Genomic DNA, 16,937 nt, shown 5'->3' with positions numbered 1-16,937 from the left:
GACCATAGGATGACGAAGTTGCGGCTAATCAGTCGTCCCGTCGTTGCCGACCCCATCGGCGTCGTCGAGCCGCACGAAGGTCAGGCCCTTGTCCTTGAGTGCCAGAAGGCCTTGCACCACGCCTTCGCCAGCCGCATGGGTCGGCTGGTTGATGTGAGCGATGATGACGTCGCCATCCTTGGCGGCGGCAATGCGCCGGGCGGTTTGCCTGGCGCCAAGCAATGAACCGCCGTCGCCGTTTATCGAGAAGCCGGCGATCTTGAAGCCGAGCTTGCGGATCATGGCGATGGCCGACGGGCTGTATTCGGCGGTCGCGCCACGAAACCATTTCGGCGCCGGCTCGCCGGTTCCGGCGAGGGCCGCCGCACCCGATTCGACTTCGGCCAGCACCGCATCCGGACTGCCGGCGCTGCGGATGCCGTAGATCTTCTGCGGCGTGTCGACAGCCGGAATGTGACGGCCGCCATGGTTTTCCAGTTCGAACAGATCGGGATGCGCCCGCATGATCTCGACGGCGGCAGCGTTGCGCTTCAGCCAGATGCCGGTGACGAAAATGGTGGCCGGAATCTTGTTGTCGACCAGCGCCGAGAGAATGCGTGTGTCGGTCTGGCCGCCACAGGCATCGAGCGTCAGCGCGACGCGGCCAGCTCCACCTGCATCCGGCTTGAGGTGCAGCGTCGGCTCGACCAGCGGCACGGCACGGGCCGCGGACGCAGCCGACATCGCCATGGCGATGGCGCAAAGGTATTTCTGGAACAGGCGCATGTTTGGCTTCCGGATCGGCACTGTCTTAGTCGGTCATCCCAAGGCCCGCAACAAGGCGGAAATCGGGATGATGGCAAAGGCAGCAGCCGTGACAAATTGACCGCCGTACCCTCCATCGGCCCGCGGTCAAAGTGTGTATTCCTTGTCCATCTGTGTTCGCGCCAGGATTTCGCGCAACGCACCGACGACAGGTTCGACGTCCAGGCGCCAGACACAGCAAGCCTTGCTCGAGTCCCGCAATCGGCAGAGCTCGCTCGCCACGCAGGTGCAAGGCATGGAAGGCTGGAGCGTGATGCTGGGCACGCCTACCGGCCCCCATTTTGACGGCTTGGTGCGCCCGAAGAGGCCGACAACCGGAGTTCCCGCGGCGGCTGCCATATGCATCGGGCCGCTCTCGTTGCCGAGAAACAGCCGCGCCTGTTTCAGCGCCGCCAGCAGCGTTTCGAGCGACAAGGCGCCGACGAGATTGACGACCGGCGCCGCGGTCCCGACAACGATCTGCTCGGCCAGCTCGCGCTCATCGGGACCACCGACAAGCACGAAATCCAGCCCGGTCTCACGCGAAATGGTGTCGATCGCGGCGGCAAAGCGTTCCGGCTGCCATCGCCGCCCCCTGAAGCTCGCTCCCGCATGCCCCGCGATGAAGCCCTTTGGCCTGAGACGGTATTTGTCCAGCAACGCCAAAGCTTTCGCCGTCTCCAGGGGCAACGGGCGGATCGACGGAACGCGCACGCGCAGATCGACGCCAAGCGCCTCGAGCGGCGACAGATAGCGATAGAGAAAATGCCGCTCGCCAAAGCCGAACGGTTTGGCAAACACATTGGCGGGCTGACGTTCCAGCCAGCGCAAAGGTCTTTCTGGCGGATTGTAGCCGACCCGGGTTTTGGCATTGATGAAACCGACGATGATGCGCGACGTCTTGGAATCGGTCAGATCGATCGTCAGGTCGAAGCGAAAGGCGCGCAGCTTGCGTATCGTGGCGTAGAGCTCGCGACCCCGCTCCAGCAGGCTGCCGCGCATCTTGGCACGGCGGAAGGCCACAACCTCGGAGGCGATGCCGTGCGCGGTGACGAATTTGCCGAGATGGGCCTCGCAAAGAAAGACGATCCTGACGCCGGGATATTCGAGCTGCAGGTTCCTGGCGAGTGCAGAGGCGAGAACGATATCGCCGATGAACTTGGTTTGCAGGATCAGGATCGAGCGGAAGGGTTTGGGCGAGATCTGTAACATCTGTTCTGGGCACCGGGGGTTCGGGGCCGCAAAATTGGGCAGAAACGATGTCGAGATTGCGCGCTCTCACGCGCAACTTCGCGTGAGGTTCATTACAAATCGGTAAGACGAAATCCGGACGGCTGGATCGCTACGTCCGGCCAGCCTTTGCAACCTGCACCGCCGCTTGCGCGGCGGCCAGCCTGGCGATCGGCACGCGGTAGGGCGAGCACGAGACGTAGTCGAGGCCGACCTCTTCGCAAAAGCGGATCGACGCCGGATCGCCGCCATGTTCGCCGCAAATGCCGAGCTTGATGTCGGGCCGCGTCGCCCGGCCTTTTTGCGCCGCCATGCGCACCAGTTCGCCGACACCCTCGATGTCGAGCGACACGAACGGATCCTGTTCGATGATGCCTTTCTGGCGATAGGTTTCCAGGAACGAGGCCGCATCGTCGCGCGAGATGCCGAAGGTGGTCTGGGTCAGGTCGTTGGTGCCGAAGGAGAAGAATTCGGCAGACTCGGCAATGACATGGGCGCGGATGGCCGCGCGGGGGAGCTCAATCATCGTACCTGTCAGGTATTCGATCTTGACCCCGGTCTCCTCCATGACGCTCTTGGCGACGGCATCGATGCGCGCCTTGACGTAGTCGAGCTCCTTCTTCAGTCCGACCAGCGGCACCATGATCTCGGGAACCACCAGCGCGCCAGCCTTGTGGCCCGCCTCGACGGCGGCCTCGAAAATGGCGCGCGCCTGCATCTCGGCGATCTCGGGATAGGAAACCGCAAGCCGGCAGCCGCGATGGCCAAGCATCGGGTTGAACTCGTGCAAGGCCTCGGTGCGCTGCCTGAGCTTCTCGGGCGACACCTTCATGGCAGCGGCGACTTCGGCCACCTCTTCCTCGGTCTTGGGCAGGAATTCGTGCAGCGGCGGATCGAGCAGACGGATCGTCACCGGCAGGCCGGCCATGATCTCGAACAGTTCGAGGAAATCCGAGCGCTGCATCGGCAACAGCTTGGCAAGGGCTGTGCGCCGCTCCTTCTCGGTGTCGGCCAGGATCATCTCGCGCATGGCGACGATGCGCTCGCCGTCGAAGAACATGTGCTCGGTGCGGCAAAGCCCGATGCCTTCGGCGCCGAAGGAACGCGCCATGCGCGCATCGAGCGGCGTTTCGGCATTGGTGCGCACCTTCATGCGGCGCACCGCGTCGGCCCATTCCATGATGGCGGCGAAATCGCCGGACAGTTCCGGCTGCAGCATCGACACGGCGCCCTTCAGAACCTGGCCATTGCTGCCGTCGATGGTGATGATGTCGCCCTTGCGGAAGGTCGAGCCCATCGCCATCAGCGTGCCGGCCTTGTAGTCGACGCGCAGCGAGCCGGCGCCGGACACGCAAGGCTTGCCCATGCCGCGGGCGACGACGGCCGCGTGGCTGGTCATGCCGCCGCGCGTCGTCAGGATGCCTTCCGACGCATGCATGCCGTGGATGTCTTCCGGGCTGGTTTCGATGCGCACCAGGATCGCCTTGCGACCTTGCGTCTTCAATTCCTCGGCATCGCCGGAGGAAAAGACGATCTCGCCGGTGGCGGCACCCGGAGAGGCCGGCAGGCCGATGCCGATGACATCGCGCGCCGCTTTCGGATCGATGGTCGGGTGCAGCAGCTGGTCGAGCGAGGCGGGATCGATGCGGGCAACCGCCTCCTCCTTCGTGATCAGTCCATCGCGCGCCATTTCGACGGCGATCTTGAGCGCCGCCTTGGCGGTGCGCTTGCCCGATCGCGTCTGCAGCATCCAGAGTTTGCCGCGCTCGATGGTGAATTCGAGATCCTGCATGTCGCGGTAGTGCTGCTCCAGCCGGTCGGAGATGGCGACGAAGGATTGGAACGCTTCCGGCATCAATTTCTGCAGCGACGGCTTGTCGGAACCAGCGGCAATGCGCGCAGCCTCGGTGATGTTTTGCGGCGTGCGGATGCCAGCGACGACATCCTCGCCCTGCGCGTTCACCAGGAACTCGCCATAGAGCATCTTTTCGCCGGTCGACGGATTCCGGGTGAAGGCGACGCCGGTGGCCGAGGTCTCACCCATATTGCCGAACACCATGGCCTGGACATTGACCGCGGTGCCCCAGCTTTCGGGAATGTCATGCAGGCGCCGATAGGTGATGGCGCGGTTGTTCATCCAGCTCGAAAACACGGCACCAATCGCGCCCCACAGCTGCTCGTGCGGATCCTGCGGGAACGGCTTGCCGAGTTCTTCCTCGACCTTGGCCTTGTAGAGCGCGATGACGCCCTGCCATTCGATGGCCGTCAGTTCGGTGTCGAGCTCATGGCCGAGCCCGCCCTTCTGGTCTTCGAGGATTTCCTCGAACACCTCGTGGTCGAGGCCCATGACGACATCGGAATACATCTGGATGAAGCGGCGGTAGCTGTCATAGGCAAAGCGGGCATCGCCGGAATCGGCGGCCAGCGCCTCGACCGTCTCGTCGTTGAGGCCAAGATTGAGCACGGTGTCCATCATGCCCGGCATCGAGGCGCGGGCGCCGGAACGCACCGACACAAGCAGCAATTTCGACGGATCGCCGAAGCGGCGTCCGGTCAGCCGGCCGATATGGTCGAGAGCGACAGCCACATCCGCTTCCAACGAGCCGGGATAGGTGCGGGCATTGGCGTAGTAGGCGTTGCAAACCTCTGAAGTGATGGTGAAACCAGGCGGCACGGGCAGGCCGAGGCTGCACATTTCAGCCAGGTTCGCACCTTTGCCGCCCAGCAGATTCTTGTCGCCGGCGCGACCTTCCGCCGCCCCATCGCCAAAGGTGTAAACCCACTTGGTCATGCCTGCTCTCCGGTTGCGGGAGACTCTAAGGATTGGCGAGGTCCGCCAGTGTCGAGACCGAGCGATATGATGCTGCACTGCGAAAGGCAAGGCGTCGGCAAAGCCCGCCGGCCTCTACAATCGATTAAGCAAAAGCTGCGTCAAAAAGACTTGCGGCATCGCAGGCAACGGAATAGAACATAACAAGAACATTGTATGGAGTGACGTTATGAAACTGCCCGGAAAGCTCGATTATCTCGAATTGCCGGCTACCGGCGGCACGCTGGACAGGCTGAAAGCTTTCTACAGCGCCGCTTTCTCCTGGTCGTTCACGGACTATGGGCCAACCTATTCGGCCTTTGCCGAGGGACTGGACGGCGGCTTTCAGGCCGATGCCGCGGAAGCGCCCGCCAAGCCGCTGCCGGTACTCTATTCGCAAGATCTGGAAGAAACGGTGAGCGCTGTCGAAAGCGCTGGCGGCACCATCGTCAAGCCGATCTTTTCATTCCCAGGCGGCAGGCGGTTCCATTTCGTCGATCCGGCCGGCAATGAAATGGCGGTCTGGGGCGAGTAGCACGCCCCTCGACGGGCTTTGTCGGGCGCGAAATCAGGCGGCCAAAAACCGCGCTTCATTGCCATTGTGCTTTTCGGCTGCTCTGCTAATAACGCGCCGCGCAAGCGACTCTTATGGCTATTGGGGCGTCGCCAAGTGGTAAGGCATCGGTTTTTGGTACCGACATTCCCAGGTTCGAATCCTGGCGCCCCAGCCAATCCATATGCCTTTCAATCCTGTAATGTGCTGACGCCATGAATGGCTGCCGTCAGCCGTTATCTCATTCTTTTCACTCTTTTTAGGGGCGCGCGACCCGACTCCATCCACAGAGCCGGGCCGTGCGATGAGGATCAGTAATCGCTGTCGTCCAGGATGACGACGGGATGATGACGATGATGACGACGATCGATCGAGCCGGTCACGACAACAGTGTCCGGACGGTGCCGGCGGCCGTGGTCGTAGAAGGCAACCGTGCCGTGTTTACGGTGATGAAGGCGCTGACCTTGGTCATTGATGATCTTGACGTTGGTGTGATGGTGCCGATGGTGGGTTTTGATGACTACGTCAGCTTCGGCCGCCGAAGCTATCGCCGGCATCGCCATGAACAGCGCCAAAGCGCTCACGATCATTGTTTTCATTGCAATATCTCCATCTGCTAATTTTCCCTTCGTGGGGATAACCGCTTCCCATCTCTTTGGTTCCGACTGGCGTCGTCAGTTCACGCGGCGCCATCAGTGGCGGCTATTCCCGCGCCACAGGGCATGTGTCGGGGCTGCGCAAGTCGACAACGAAGCGCCGCGCACGACCACGGTCTCCGGGTCTGTGCTGTGAAGCGTCTGCGGTGTGGGGAAGACCGTCGACACGCATCTTTTCAGGATTTCCGACAGGACGACCATTCAGGCCGTCTCAGATCCCGTAAATGAGTGCAAAATAGACCACCGGTGCCAAGATCAGCAAAATCGCCATACCAATAACCACTGCGATTGCCTGGCGCTCTGTTCGCCTGACAATTTCAGCGACCTTGTCGTCGTCAGTCGACGGTATGAGGTCAAGGATCGAAGAGACTTCGGGCGCACGACTATCGTTGTCGTTTGCGGGTCGGGTTGCGTCGTCATGCACTGATCTCTGGACAAAGGTCACTGTTAGCCTCGCTGTCGAAAACGCCATGCCGTTTGGCGGTGCCACCGAAACCGGGTGCCCGCCAGTCTCTGGAGAATTGCGGGCACCCGATTGACCGCCGATGAAGGGACTCATACTCGGCAGCCCGGCTCCAATGTGTCGGGAGGGCATAGGTTGCCTGCCCTCAGACCTATGGCTCTGACGCTAGGACTTCAGTCGTACCCTGTTCGGACCTTAGCCCGCCGGCCGACGAAAGGCATGGCGGGCCATTCTTTCGACAGCAGAAAATGTGGGAACATTAGTAGGCTCTAACGAGTTCATTCCCAGCAACTGATTTTGGGAGAGATATCGTGAACAGCATTATTTGGCTCGTCGGAGCAGTCGTCATCGTGGTTGCGATACTGAGCTTCCTTGGCCTCCGATAAAGGCGGCCTCGGCGGAATCGGCAACAAACACGCGGCCCCGTTTTTCGTATGGCGAGTTTGCGCTGGGGCGCCATGCGTCCCAGCAGCCGGTTGGCGAAAATCCGACCACTGACTGATTTCCGTGATCCATCATAGGTCGGGTCGCGCCGGCAGCTGCCATCACATGTCGCTTATCCCGCCGTCCATTCCGAGCGGTACCAGTCGACAAACTTCTTCAGCCCAGCCTCGATCGAGACGCTCGGCCTGAAGCCGAAATCGCTCTCAAGCGCGGTCATGTCGGCAAAGGTCTGCTCGACATCGCTGTCCTGCTTCGGCTCATACTGGCGGATCGCCTTTACACCGAGCAGCTTTTCCAGCGTGTCGATGAAGTCGGCGAGCCGCACCGGGCTGTTGTTGCCGACATTGTAGAGCCGGCTCGGCGGAACCTCCGTCACGGGCGGTTTGTCGAGCACGGCAACGACCGCCCGCACCACATCGTCGACATAGGTGAAATCGCGCCACATCTCGCCATTGTTGAACACCCGGATCGGCTTGCCCTCGAGCATCGCCTTGGTGAACATCCAATAAGCCATGTCGGGCCGACCCCAGGGACCGTAGACGGTGAAAAACCGCAGGCCGGTCTGCGGCACGCCGAACAGATGGGCGTAGGTATGGCTCATCAGCTCGTCGGCCTTCTTGGTCGCGGCGTAGAGCGAAACAGGGCGGTCGACCTGATCGGTCTCCGAGAACGGCACCTTGGTGTTGCCGCCATAGACCGAACTCGACGAGGCATAGACCAGATGCTCGAAGCCGACTGCCGCGCGACAGAATTCGAGAACTTCGAGATGGCCGACGACGTTGGAGCGGACATAGAGCCTGGGATTTTCGAGCGAATGACGCACCCCCGCCTGCGCGGCCAGATGGACGACTTTGGTGATGCCTTGCCCGGCCAAAGCCGCGCTCAGCGCTCCTTGTTCGGCGATGTCGAGCTGATGAAATGAAAAGCCCTTGTGGGGCTGGAGGCGGGCGAGCCGCCCCTGCTTCAGCGCCAGATCGTAGTAGTCGTTCATATTGTCGACGCCGACGACCGCTTCTCCCCTGTCGAGCAGGTGATGGCAGACATGGCTTCCGATGAACCCCGCGGCTCCGGTGACGAGTACAGGCAACAGGGTTCTCCATAGGCACGGTCAGGTCGGCCTTCCCTCTATGGAGCCGACGATTTTCAGTTCGTGCTATAGTCGAAAGCCTGAATTGAGGCCACTGGCCACGCTGACGCGTCAGCTCGCCTCGCGCATCGCCTCGGCGGCCTGCAGGTCGACCGAGACCAGTTGGCTGACGCCTTGCTCGGCCATGGTCACCCCGAACAGCCGGTTCATGCGCGCCATGGTGATGGGATTGTGGGTGATGATGACGAAGCGCGTCTCGGTGGTGGCGGCCATCTCGTCCATCAGATTGCAGAAGCGCTCGACATTGTGATCGTCCAGCGGCGCGTCGACTTCGTCGAGCACGCAGATCGGCGCCGGATTGGTCAGGAACACGGCAAAGATCAGCGACATCGCCGTCAGCGCCTGCTCGCCGCCGGACAGCAGCGTCATCGTCTGCGGCTTCTTGCCAGGCGGGCGGGCGAGGATTTCGAGGCCGGCCTCCAACGGATCGTCGGACTCGATTAGCTGCAGTTCAGCAGTACCGCCGCCGAACAGATGCGAGAACAGCCTCTGGAAATGGGCGTTGACGACGTCGAAGGCGGCCAGCAACCGCTCGCGGCCTTCGCGGTTCAGGCTCTGGATCGCCTGCCTGAGCTTGCGGATAGCCTCGATGATGTCCTCGCGCTCGGAAACGATGGTCTCCAGCCTGTCGGACAGTTCCTTCTGTTCTTCCTCGGCGCGCAGATTGACGGCGCCAAGCCGCTCGCGCTCGATCTTCAGCCGGTCGAGCTGGCGCTCGATCTCGGCCATCTCAGGCATCGGGCTGTCGACTTCCAGCCCGGTATGGCGGATGACCAGATGCGGCGGCGTGTTCAGCGTTTCCTGGATGCGCGCCTCGACCTCCAGCCGCCGCTCGTCGGCGGCGGTCAGCCGCTCCTCGGCGCGGACGCGGGTTTCGCGGGCTTCGGCCAGCGACTGGATGGCTGATGTAGCGGCCTTGTCCAGTTCGGACTGGCGGTTTTCCGCTTCCTGCAAGCGGTCGGCCGCCGTCTGGCGCAGGCTTTCAGCCTCGGCCAGCTGCGACAGCAACGCGCGCCGCCTGGCGTCGATCTCGTCAGGGGCGTCGGCCAGCCTTTCGCGCTCGGCTTCGGCCTCGGCCTTGCGTTCGCCAAGCGAGGCGATCTGCGTCGAGGCGTTTTCGGCGCGCTCCAGCCAGTTGCGGCGCTCGGCGTCGATGGCATCGAGGCGACGCACACGCGCCTCGGCTTCGCGCCTCAAGCCTTCATGAACGGCGCGGGCATCGGCAAGACTGGCGCGGTCGCGGGCGACATTGGCCGATGACTGTTCGAGCTGCAATTGCAGGTCGCCGAGATCCGGTGCGCTTTGCAGCAGCATCTCGGCCTCGACGAAGGCCGTCGCGGTTTCCTCGTGGCTGTCGACAATGCGCGCCCGCGCCTCGTCCAGCGCGGCGCGCCGGCTCGCCAATTCACCGCCGGCCTTTTCGGCATCGGCCAGCACGTTGCGGGCGGCGTCCAGTCCGTGCTGGGCCTCGCGCCCGGCCTGGCGGGCGCGGCGTTCGGCTTCGCTGGCGCGGGCAAGCGCCTGTTCGGCCTGGGCAAGCGCCGCCTCGGCCTCGCGCAGGATGAGGGTGGCATGGACCGCTTCGGCGTCGAGCTCGGCCAGCCGGTTTTTCTGCGCCAGCCTTTGCGCGGCCGCAGTCGGCGCGTCGGCGCTGGCGGTAAAACCATCCCAGCGCCAGAGCGCGCCTTCGCGGCTGACCAGCCGCTGCCCGGGAGCCAGCAGCGTCTGCAGCCGTCGTCCGTCGCCGGCCTCGACAATGCCGATCTGCGCCAGGCGGCGGGCAAGCTGATCCGGGGCGCGTACCACGCTGGCAAGGCTCCTAAGGCCTTCAGGCAGAGCCGCATCGCCGGGCCGGACTTCGCTCTCGCCCCAATGCACCGGGGCGCTGCGGTCGAGCGGCACGTCGAGGTCTTCGCCCAAGGCAGCGCCAAGTGCTGTTTCGTAGCCACGCTCGACGCTGATCTGTTCAAGCACCGATGGAAACAGGTCGCCGCTGGCGGCGTTCAGGATCTTGGCCAGCGTGCGGGCTTCGGTTTCGATGCGCGCTAGTTCGGCCCTGGCGTCCTGGAGCGGCGGACGAGCGGCACTTTCCGCCGCGCGCGCCTCCACCACCGCCTGTTCGGCTGATATCGCGGCAGCCTCGGTTTCCTCCAGCAGCGCCAGCGCCTGTTCGACCAGCTGCCGCTTCTCGACGGGATCGGGCAGGCCGGCGACCTTCGAAATGATCTCGGAAAGTTCCCGGTCGACATCGGCGAGCTGGCGGGCAAAGCGATCACGACGCTCGGCTGTGTCGCGCAGTGTGCGTTCGATCTGGTTGCGCGAGGCGGCGGCCTCTGCGCGTTCGGCAGTCAGCGCCGCGAGCTTGGCTTCGCTCTGCGAAAGCGTTGATGCCGCCTGCTCGAAAGCCGCGCGGGTGGTGGCCTCGCGCTCGGCAGCACCGGCGTTTTCGGAATTGAGCGCGGCCTCTTCCGTGCGCAGGCGCTCAAGGATATCCGCATTGTCGCGGACCATGCGCTCTTCGCGGGCGATGTCGCCGTCGAGCTGCTGCAGCCGGCGGTCGAGCTCGGCCTGGCGGGCGCGGATGCGGCCGGCTTCCTCCTCGATCTGCGCCTTGGCGATCGACAGCCGCTGGAAGGCGGCGGCAGCGGCGGCTTCCGCGTCGCGCAAATCGGGCAGCCTGTGCGCGCCGATGCCTTGCTCCTTGGCGGCATTCATCTGCGACGCGGCGCGGTCGCCGACCAGGGCAGTGGCGATCGCCAGCGCCGAGCGCGCCTCGCCTTCCTGTGTCTTGGCCAGCGTCCAGCGCAGATGCAGCAGCGTCGCCTCGGCCTTGCGGATATCGGCCGAAAGGTTCTTGAAACGCGAGGCCTGGCGCGCCTGGCGCTTCAGGCTTTCGATCTGGCTTTCCAGTTCGCCGACGACGTCGTCCAGCCGTTCGAGATTCTGTTCGGCCGCCTTCAGCCGCAACTCGGCCTCGTGGCGGCGGGTGTGCAGGCCGGAAATGCCGGCGGCTTCTTCGAGCAGCGCGCGGCGCGCCTGCGGCTTGGCCTGGATCAGTTCACCGATACGGCCCTGGCCAACCATCGACGGCGAGCGGGCGCCGGTCGACTGGTCGGCGAACAGCAGCTGCACGTCCTTGGCTCGAGCTTCCTTGCCGTTGATGCGGTAGAGCGAGCCGGCCTCGCGCTCGATGCGGCGCGACACCTGCAATTCATCGGCGTCGTTGAAGGCGGCGGGCGCCGTGCGGTCGCTGTTGTCGAGGAAAAGCGTGACTTCGGCGGTGTTGCGAGCGGGGCGCGTTCCCGAACCGGAGAAGATGACGTCGTCCATGCCGGACGCGCGCATGTTCTTGTAGGAGCTTTCGCCCATCACCCAGCGCAGCGCCTCGACCAGGTTCGACTTGCCACAGCCATTCGGCCCGACAATGCCCGTCAGCCCGCGCTCGATGACGAACTCGCCGGGCTCGACGAAAGACTTGAAACCGAGGAGGCGAAGGCGCGAAAACTTCATTCGCGCCGCTCCACAGGTGGGTTCCGCAAAAGTGTTGCGCGGTTTTGCGAAGAGAACCCACGGCAAGGCATAGCGACGCGCACGCCGAAGCGCAGCCGCTCCGGCGTCGCCTGGACGTCAGAGCAGAGGGTCGATGATGGCCGACATTTCCTCAATCGACATCGCCCCTTTGTAGGTCTTTCCATTGATGAAGAAGGTCGGCGTCGAGTCGACCTTGAATTCGTCGGCGCCGCGCTTCTGGACCGATCTCACATCGTCCAGAAGTTTCTGGTCCGTCAAGCAGGCCTCGAAGGACTCCTGTGTAAAACCGGCGAGCTTCGAGATTTGCAGCAGCGCGTCCTTGGTATTGTTGACGCCCACCCAGGCCGGCTGCTGCTTGAACAGCACGTCCACCATCGGGAAATAGTTATCCTTGGCGCAGCGCGCCAGCATGAAACCGGCCTCGGCGCTGGGATCGAACGGGAATTCGCGCAGGATGTAGCGGGCCTTGCCGGTGTCGATGTATTTCGTCTTCAACTCAGGGAAGGTGGTCGCGGCGAAATGCGCGCAATGCGGGCAGGTCATCGAGGCATATTCGACGATGGTGACCTTGGCGTCGTCCTTGCCCAACTGTTTGTCGGGCAGCGCACCCGGCTTCAGCAATGTCGCCATATCCACCGCGCCCGTGGATTCCGGCGCCGTGACGGCGGCCGGCTTGGCCGGGTTTGCAGGGGCTGCCGGCGTTGCCGGAGCTGCAGGCTTCACATCCGCCGCCTTGGCTTCCTCGTCCGAGTCGCTGCATGCGGCGAGCAGAACCACCACCGGGACGGCGGCCAGCGACGACAGGATTGTTCTGCGAGACAAGCTTTTGTCAAACGGGGGACGGTTCATGCGAATCACCTGACTATGGTTGGATTTTGCAATGCAAAGGCTAGAAAAGGCGAGAGTTGGCGCGAATTAAGGCATCGCCGTCCCCATTCCAATCGCCAAACTTGATGCGCATGATCACGAATGCGCGAGATTGTCACTTCCTTTCGCCAAGAATGGTAGCGCCGAGCCGCTCCAGAGAGGCGCGCAGCCCGTCATCCTCGATCAGTCCGACGGTATCAGACAGTTTTGTCTTTTCGGCCGCGGTCAGCGGCCGGAAGCTTGGTTTGGGCCGGCCCTTGTCCTTCGTCACCGGCTTCTGCACGATCCTGATGCGGCCAACGGCGTTGAAGCCGAGGAAAGCGTTGACCCGGTTGATGATCTCGCCGGTCTCGTGCTGCAGATGCAGAGCCGCCATGCCCTCGCAGGCGATGACCAGCACCGCCGGCTCGAACGGATCGTCCTCATGCATGCGGCGCGGCCACTGGATCTTTTCGGGGCGCGAATGGCCGGCGAGCCTTGGCCCGGCGATCTCTTCCCAGGACTGGACCAGCCCGATCGAAATGCCAGCCCGCTTGCGCAGCACCGGATCGAGGATCGCGGTCGCCAGATCGCTCACCGGAACGGGATTGCCGTAGGGCCTTTTCCCTGCCATGTGCGTTCTCCAGCCACGCCCCTCACCAAGCTTAGGGCCAGTTCTCGATCAATGGCACTGCACGACCAGACCCGCAAGGTTGCATCTCCGGATGATGGCGACATCGCGTCCCGGCTCCTCGCCTGGTACGATGTGCATCACCGCGAATTGCCGTGGCGGATCACGCCCCGCGAGCATGCGCGTGGGGCACGGCCCGACCCCTACCGCATCTGGCTGTCCGAAGTCATGCTGCAGCAGACCACGGTTGAAGCGGTAAAGGCCTATTTCCGCGCTTTTGTCGCGAAATGGCCTGATGTAAACGCCCTTGCCGAGGCTGAGACCGAAGACGTCATGAAGGCTTGGGCTGGGCTCGGCTACTATTCCAGGGCGCGCAATCTCAAGGCTTGCGCCGATCTTGTGGCACTTCGACGCGGCCGATTTCCCGAAACGGAAGCCGGTCTGCGGGAATTGCCAGGCATCGGTGCCTATACGGCGGCGGCGATAGCGGCGATCGCCTTCGACCACCCGGCCGCGGTCGTCGACGGCAATGTCGAGCGGGTTGTCTCACGGCTGTATTCGATCGCCACGCCGCTGAGCGAAGCCAAGGCCGAGATACGCGCCCATGTCGAAGGCATGGTTCCTGAGGAAAGGCCGGGCGATTTCGCCCAGGCGATGATGGATCTGGGGGCGACGATCTGCACGCCGCGGCGGCCGCGCTGCATGCTTTGCCCGCTGCGCGAGGATTGCAGCGCGACTGTCTCGGGCGATCCCGAACACTTCCCGGTGCGCTTGCCGAAGGCCGAAAAGCCATTGCGGCGCGGCGCCGCCTTCGTCGCGGTGAGAAGCGACGGCGCCATCCTGTTGCGCAAGCGCCAGGACAAAGGCCTGCTTGGCGGCATGACCGAGGTGCCGACGACGGGCTGGACCGCGCGGAACGACGGCGCGACGACGGATGCGGCCGCGCCGTTCACCGCCGATTGGCGGCGTGCCGGCCAGATTGGGCATGTCTTCACCCATTTCGCGCTTGAGCTCGAGGTTTTTCGTGCCGAGGTGAACGGCGCCGCGCCTGCGGGGCATTTCTGGTCGCTGGTCCATGAAATTTCCGGGGAAGCGCTGCCGACTGTCATGAAAAAGGCAATTGAAGCAGCGATACCGGGGGCGACGAAAAAGCCGTCGCCACAGAGTGCAAAGAGGCCTGCATGACTGAAGTCCGCCACATCGTTTTCGACATCGGCCGCGTGCTGATCCACTACGACCCGAACATTCCGTTCAGCCGCCTCATTCCCGATGCCGAAGAGCGCAAGTGGTTTTTCGACAATGTCTGCACGCATGACTGGAACATCGAGCAGGACCGTGGCCGCAAATGGGAAGAGGCTGAGGCGCTGCTGATCGCCGAGCATCCCGATCATGCTGAAAACATTCGCAATTTCCGCCGCTACTGGCACGAAATGGTGCCGCATGCCTATGACGACAGCGTCGCCATCATGGTGGGCCTGATCGAAACCGGCCACGATGTGACCATGCTGACCAACTTCGCCGCTGACACGCTTACTGAGGCCCGGCAACGCTTTGACTTTCTCGACCGCCCGCGCGGGGTGACGGTGTCGGGCGATATCGGCCAGATCAAGCCGGACCGCGCCATCTACGATCATCACGTCGCCGCGTTCGGCCTCGAACCCGGAGCCACGCTGTTCATCGACGACAGCCAGAAAAACGTCGACGGCGCCAAGGCGGCCGGCTGGCAGGCGGTGCTGTTCACCGACGCAAAAACGCTCGAGGCGGACCTCGAGCGTTTGGGGATCAAAGTCTGATCTCAGGCGCTTGCAGGAGGGGCAATCAGGCCCCTGCCCGCTCCATGCCGAGCCTCGCGATGCGGCGAAGCTCGTCGATCGGGGTCAGGCCGCCGCTGCGCTCATAGTGCCAGAAGGTCCAGCCATTGCAGGCGTCCAGGCCCTGCACCTCGGCGCCGATCTTGTGGATCGAGCCGGCGCTGTCGCCGATCGCCACCGTGCCGTCGGCGCGCACCTTGGCGGCCCAGCGCTTTTTTGCGTCGTAGAGCGTGGCGCCGGGCTGCATCAGCCCGGTGTCGATGAGGCTGACAAAGGCAACACGCGGTTCGGCGCGCTTGCCGGTCAGCACCGTCAGGTCGGCCTCGTCCAGCGGCCGCACCGCATCGATGCGCTCATTGGCGGCGTCGATATAGGCCTGCTCGCGCTCGATGCCGACAAAATGGCGGCCGAGGCGTTTTGCCACCGCGCCGGTGGTGCCGGAACCGAAGAAGGGATCAAGCACGATATCGCCGGGCTTGGTCGAGGCCATCATGATGCGGGCGAGCAGCGCTTCCGGCTTCTGTGTCGGATGCAATTTGTCGCCATCGTCGTTCTTCAGCCGCTCGCCGCCGGTGCAGATCGGAAACAGCCAGTCGGACCGCATCTGGATGTCGTCGTTCGATGCCTTCATGGCTTCGTAGTTGAAGGTGTAGCCCTTGCCCTTCTGGTCGCGCGAGGCCCAGATCATTGTCTCATGGGCGTTCTGGAAGCGGCGACCGCGGAAATTCGGCATCGGATTGGTCTTGCGCCAGACGACATCGTTGAGGATCCAGAAGCCGAGATCCTGCATCTTGGCGCCGACCCTGAAGATGTTGTGGTAGGAGCCGATGACCCAGATGGTGCCGTTGGGTTTCAAGACGCGGCGCGCCGCCAGCAGCCAGGCGCGGGTGAAGGCGTCGTAGGCCTCAAAACTCTCGAACTGGTCCCAGTCGTCGTCGACGGCATCGACCTTGGACTGGTCGGGCCGGTGCAGGTCACCGTCGAGCTGCAGATTGTAGGGCGGATCGGCAAAGATCACGTCGATGGATTTTTCGGGCAGCCGGTCGAGTGCTGCGACGCAATCGCCCTTGAGGATCGTATCCAGCCACTCGGATTGCTGGGGAGCGTGGGAAAGGTCGTCGAGAAGACGCACGGCAGACATTGATACACCCAAAGCACGCGTTACTGTTTACTCCCCGTTATGGTTACCGATCAGCGTAAATATTCAGTGAAGGGGATCGGTGCGACGGTCGAAACCCTCTCGATTTGCGCAGTCCGGCCTGTTGGTGTATGCCGCGCCGCCTGAGCCTTACTGGGTCCCCTGGGGCCCTTCCCCTCCCTTGTTGCGGATCACCATGCCCCAGCCTGAACTTGTCATCTTCGATTGCGACGGCGTGCTCGTCGATTCCGAAATCATCGCCGCGCGCATCGAGGCCGAGCTGTTGACGTCGGCGGGATTCGAAATCTCGGCTGAGGAGGTTGCCGAGACCTATGCCGGGCTGACCTTCAAGGACATCATGATGCGGGTCGAGGAAAAGTCGCGCATCCCCTTCCAGGCCTCGCTGATCGACCGCGCCGAAGACCTGGTCGACCGCAAGCTGCGCAGCGACGTGCGCGCCATAGACGGCGCACGCGAGGCGGTCGCCGCGGTAACGGTGCCGCGCTGCATCTGTTCGAATTCGCGATCCGAGCGGATCGAATTCATGCTGGAGAAGGTGCAATTGCTGCCGTTCTTTGCCGGCCGGATCTTTTCCGCGCTGGAAATACCGAGCAAAAAGACCAAACCGGCGCCCGACGTGTTCTTGCTTGCGGCGCAAAAGCTCAACGCCGATCCGGCCAACACCTTCGTCATCGAGGATTCCGTGCACGGCGTTGCCGGCGCCAGGGCCGCGGGCATGCGGGTGATCGGCTTTATCGGCGCATCACACAGCTATCCCGGCCATGCGGACACGCTGACCGAGGCCGGCGCCGAAACCGTCATCCGCCGCTGGGCCGAGCTGAAAAGAGTGATTGCGGCCCTGTCGGAATGGTCGGACGCCTGAGAGCCGCGCGCC

Annotated in this window: 14 protein-coding genes and 1 tRNA gene; 5 read left to right on the top strand and 10 right to left on the bottom strand. The window is 63.4% G+C overall.

Annotation, left to right across the window (positions count from 1 at the left end; genetic code table 11):
* Positions 1 to 24: 24 nt before the first annotated feature.
* The 3 genes from AC1D0N_RS10880 to ppdK form a co-directional block, all read right to left on the bottom strand.
* Positions 25 to 765, bottom strand: a complete 741-nt coding sequence (locus AC1D0N_RS10880; protein WP_477243608.1) for a polysaccharide deacetylase family protein — start codon at positions 763 to 765, stop codon at positions 25 to 27.
* A 126-nt stretch (positions 766 to 891) separates the two neighbouring features.
* Positions 892 to 1,995, bottom strand: coding sequence for a glycosyltransferase family 9 protein (locus AC1D0N_RS10875; protein ID WP_477243606.1), 1,104 nt, complete (start codon positions 1,993 to 1,995; stop codon positions 892 to 894).
* 130 nt (positions 1,996 to 2,125) lie between these two features.
* Positions 2,126 to 4,804 (bottom strand): pyruvate, phosphate dikinase, encoded by a 2,679-nt coding sequence (ppdK, locus tag AC1D0N_RS10870; RefSeq protein ID WP_477243604.1) that lies wholly within the window; start codon positions 4,802 to 4,804, stop codon positions 2,126 to 2,128.
* 208 nt (positions 4,805 to 5,012) lie between these two features.
* Here ppdK and AC1D0N_RS10865 point away from each other — a divergent pair, with 208 nt between their 5' ends.
* The gene (locus AC1D0N_RS10865; protein ID WP_477243602.1) at positions 5,013 to 5,357 is read left to right on the top strand and encodes a VOC family protein; all 345 of its coding nucleotides are present in this window, start codon (positions 5,013 to 5,015) and stop codon (positions 5,355 to 5,357) included.
* 121 nt (positions 5,358 to 5,478) lie between these two features.
* Positions 5,479 to 5,553: transfer RNA gene (locus AC1D0N_RS10860), tRNA-Gln, on the top strand.
* A gap of 133 nt (positions 5,554 to 5,686) precedes the next feature.
* On the opposite strand, the gene AC1D0N_RS10855 is transcribed toward AC1D0N_RS10860, so the two are convergent.
* The 6 genes from AC1D0N_RS10855 to AC1D0N_RS10830 all read right to left on the bottom strand — a co-directional run bounded on the left by AC1D0N_RS10855 (position 5,687) and on the right by AC1D0N_RS10830 (position 13,096).
* Positions 5,687 to 5,974 (bottom strand): hypothetical protein, encoded by a 288-nt coding sequence (locus tag AC1D0N_RS10855; RefSeq protein WP_477243601.1) that lies wholly within the window; start codon positions 5,972 to 5,974, stop codon positions 5,687 to 5,689.
* Between the two features lie 268 nt (positions 5,975 to 6,242).
* Positions 6,243 to 6,590, bottom strand: a complete 348-nt coding sequence (locus tag AC1D0N_RS10850) for a hypothetical protein (protein WP_477243599.1) — start codon at positions 6,588 to 6,590, stop codon at positions 6,243 to 6,245.
* A 460-nt stretch (positions 6,591 to 7,050) separates the two neighbouring features.
* Positions 7,051 to 8,025, bottom strand: a complete 975-nt coding sequence (locus AC1D0N_RS10845; protein WP_477243597.1) for an NAD-dependent epimerase/dehydratase family protein — start codon at positions 8,023 to 8,025, stop codon at positions 7,051 to 7,053.
* A 111-nt stretch (positions 8,026 to 8,136) separates the two neighbouring features.
* The gene (gene smc, locus AC1D0N_RS10840) at positions 8,137 to 11,595 is read right to left on the bottom strand and encodes a chromosome segregation protein SMC (protein ID WP_477243595.1); all 3,459 of its coding nucleotides are present in this window, start codon (positions 11,593 to 11,595) and stop codon (positions 8,137 to 8,139) included.
* A gap of 117 nt (positions 11,596 to 11,712) precedes the next feature.
* Positions 11,713 to 12,465 (bottom strand): DsbA family protein, encoded by a 753-nt coding sequence (locus AC1D0N_RS10835; protein WP_477243593.1) that lies wholly within the window; start codon positions 12,463 to 12,465, stop codon positions 11,713 to 11,715.
* 133 nt (positions 12,466 to 12,598) lie between these two features.
* Positions 12,599 to 13,096: a DUF721 domain-containing protein gene (locus AC1D0N_RS10830; protein ID WP_477243591.1), complete on the bottom strand. Its 498-nt coding sequence runs from the start codon at positions 13,094 to 13,096 to the stop codon at positions 12,599 to 12,601.
* Between the two features lie 51 nt (positions 13,097 to 13,147).
* On the opposite strand from AC1D0N_RS10830, the gene mutY reads away from it, so the two are divergent.
* The gene (gene mutY, locus AC1D0N_RS10825) at positions 13,148 to 14,278 is read left to right on the top strand and encodes an A/G-specific adenine glycosylase (protein WP_477243589.1); all 1,131 of its coding nucleotides are present in this window, start codon (positions 13,148 to 13,150) and stop codon (positions 14,276 to 14,278) included.
* Complete coding sequence (locus tag AC1D0N_RS10820; RefSeq protein ID WP_477243587.1) at positions 14,275 to 14,886, top strand: HAD family hydrolase; 612 nt, start codon at positions 14,275 to 14,277, stop codon at positions 14,884 to 14,886. The genes mutY and AC1D0N_RS10820 overlap by 4 nt, the downstream gene beginning before the upstream one ends.
* 25 nt (positions 14,887 to 14,911) lie before the next feature.
* Here the strand turns inward: AC1D0N_RS10820 and AC1D0N_RS10815 are convergent, their stop codons facing one another.
* Positions 14,912 to 16,045 (bottom strand): DNA methyltransferase, encoded by a 1,134-nt coding sequence (locus AC1D0N_RS10815; RefSeq protein WP_477243586.1) that lies wholly within the window; start codon positions 16,043 to 16,045, stop codon positions 14,912 to 14,914.
* Between the two features lie 193 nt (positions 16,046 to 16,238).
* Here AC1D0N_RS10815 and AC1D0N_RS10810 point away from each other — a divergent pair, with 193 nt between their 5' ends.
* A complete protein-coding gene (locus AC1D0N_RS10810; RefSeq protein ID WP_477243584.1) occupies positions 16,239 to 16,925 on the top strand; it encodes an HAD family hydrolase in 687 nt (228 codons plus the stop codon).
* Positions 16,926 to 16,937 lie beyond the last annotated feature (12 nt).

This window comes from Mesorhizobium sp. P2_E10, from assembly GCF_056404235.1.
Note: the sequence above shows the minus strand (reverse complement) of the source record. Positions and strands in the feature narration are given on the sequence as shown.

Bases quoted from the DNA above. Each gene is read 5' to 3' on its own strand.
- AC1D0N_RS10880 (WP_477243608.1), bottom strand. From the start codon at position 765: ATGCGCCTGTTCCAGAAATACCTTTGCGCCATCGCCATGGCGATGTCG.
- AC1D0N_RS10875 (WP_477243606.1), bottom strand. From the start codon at position 1,995: ATGTTACAGATCTCGCCCAAACCCTTCCGCTCGATCCTGATCCTGCAA.
- ppdK (WP_477243604.1), bottom strand. From the start codon at position 4,804: ATGACCAAGTGGGTTTACACCTTTGGCGATGGGGCGGCGGAAGGTCGC.
- AC1D0N_RS10865 (WP_477243602.1), top strand. From the start codon at position 5,013: ATGAAACTGCCCGGAAAGCTCGATTATCTCGAATTGCCGGCTACCGGC.
- AC1D0N_RS10855 (WP_477243601.1), bottom strand. From the start codon at position 5,974: ATGAAAACAATGATCGTGAGCGCTTTGGCGCTGTTCATGGCGATGCCG.
- AC1D0N_RS10850 (WP_477243599.1), bottom strand. From the start codon at position 6,590: ATGAGTCCCTTCATCGGCGGTCAATCGGGTGCCCGCAATTCTCCAGAG.
- smc (WP_477243595.1), bottom strand. From the start codon at position 11,595: ATGAAGTTTTCGCGCCTTCGCCTCCTCGGTTTCAAGTCTTTCGTCGAG.
- AC1D0N_RS10835 (WP_477243593.1), bottom strand. From the start codon at position 12,465: ATGAACCGTCCCCCGTTTGACAAAAGCTTGTCTCGCAGAACAATCCTG.
- AC1D0N_RS10830 (WP_477243591.1), bottom strand. From the start codon at position 13,096: ATGGCAGGGAAAAGGCCCTACGGCAATCCCGTTCCGGTGAGCGATCTG.
- mutY (WP_477243589.1), top strand. From the start codon at position 13,148: ATGGCACTGCACGACCAGACCCGCAAGGTTGCATCTCCGGATGATGGC.
- AC1D0N_RS10820 (WP_477243587.1), top strand. From the start codon at position 14,275: ATGACTGAAGTCCGCCACATCGTTTTCGACATCGGCCGCGTGCTGATC.
- AC1D0N_RS10815 (WP_477243586.1), bottom strand. From the start codon at position 16,045: ATGTCTGCCGTGCGTCTTCTCGACGACCTTTCCCACGCTCCCCAGCAA.
- AC1D0N_RS10810 (WP_477243584.1), top strand. From the start codon at position 16,239: ATGCCCCAGCCTGAACTTGTCATCTTCGATTGCGACGGCGTGCTCGTC.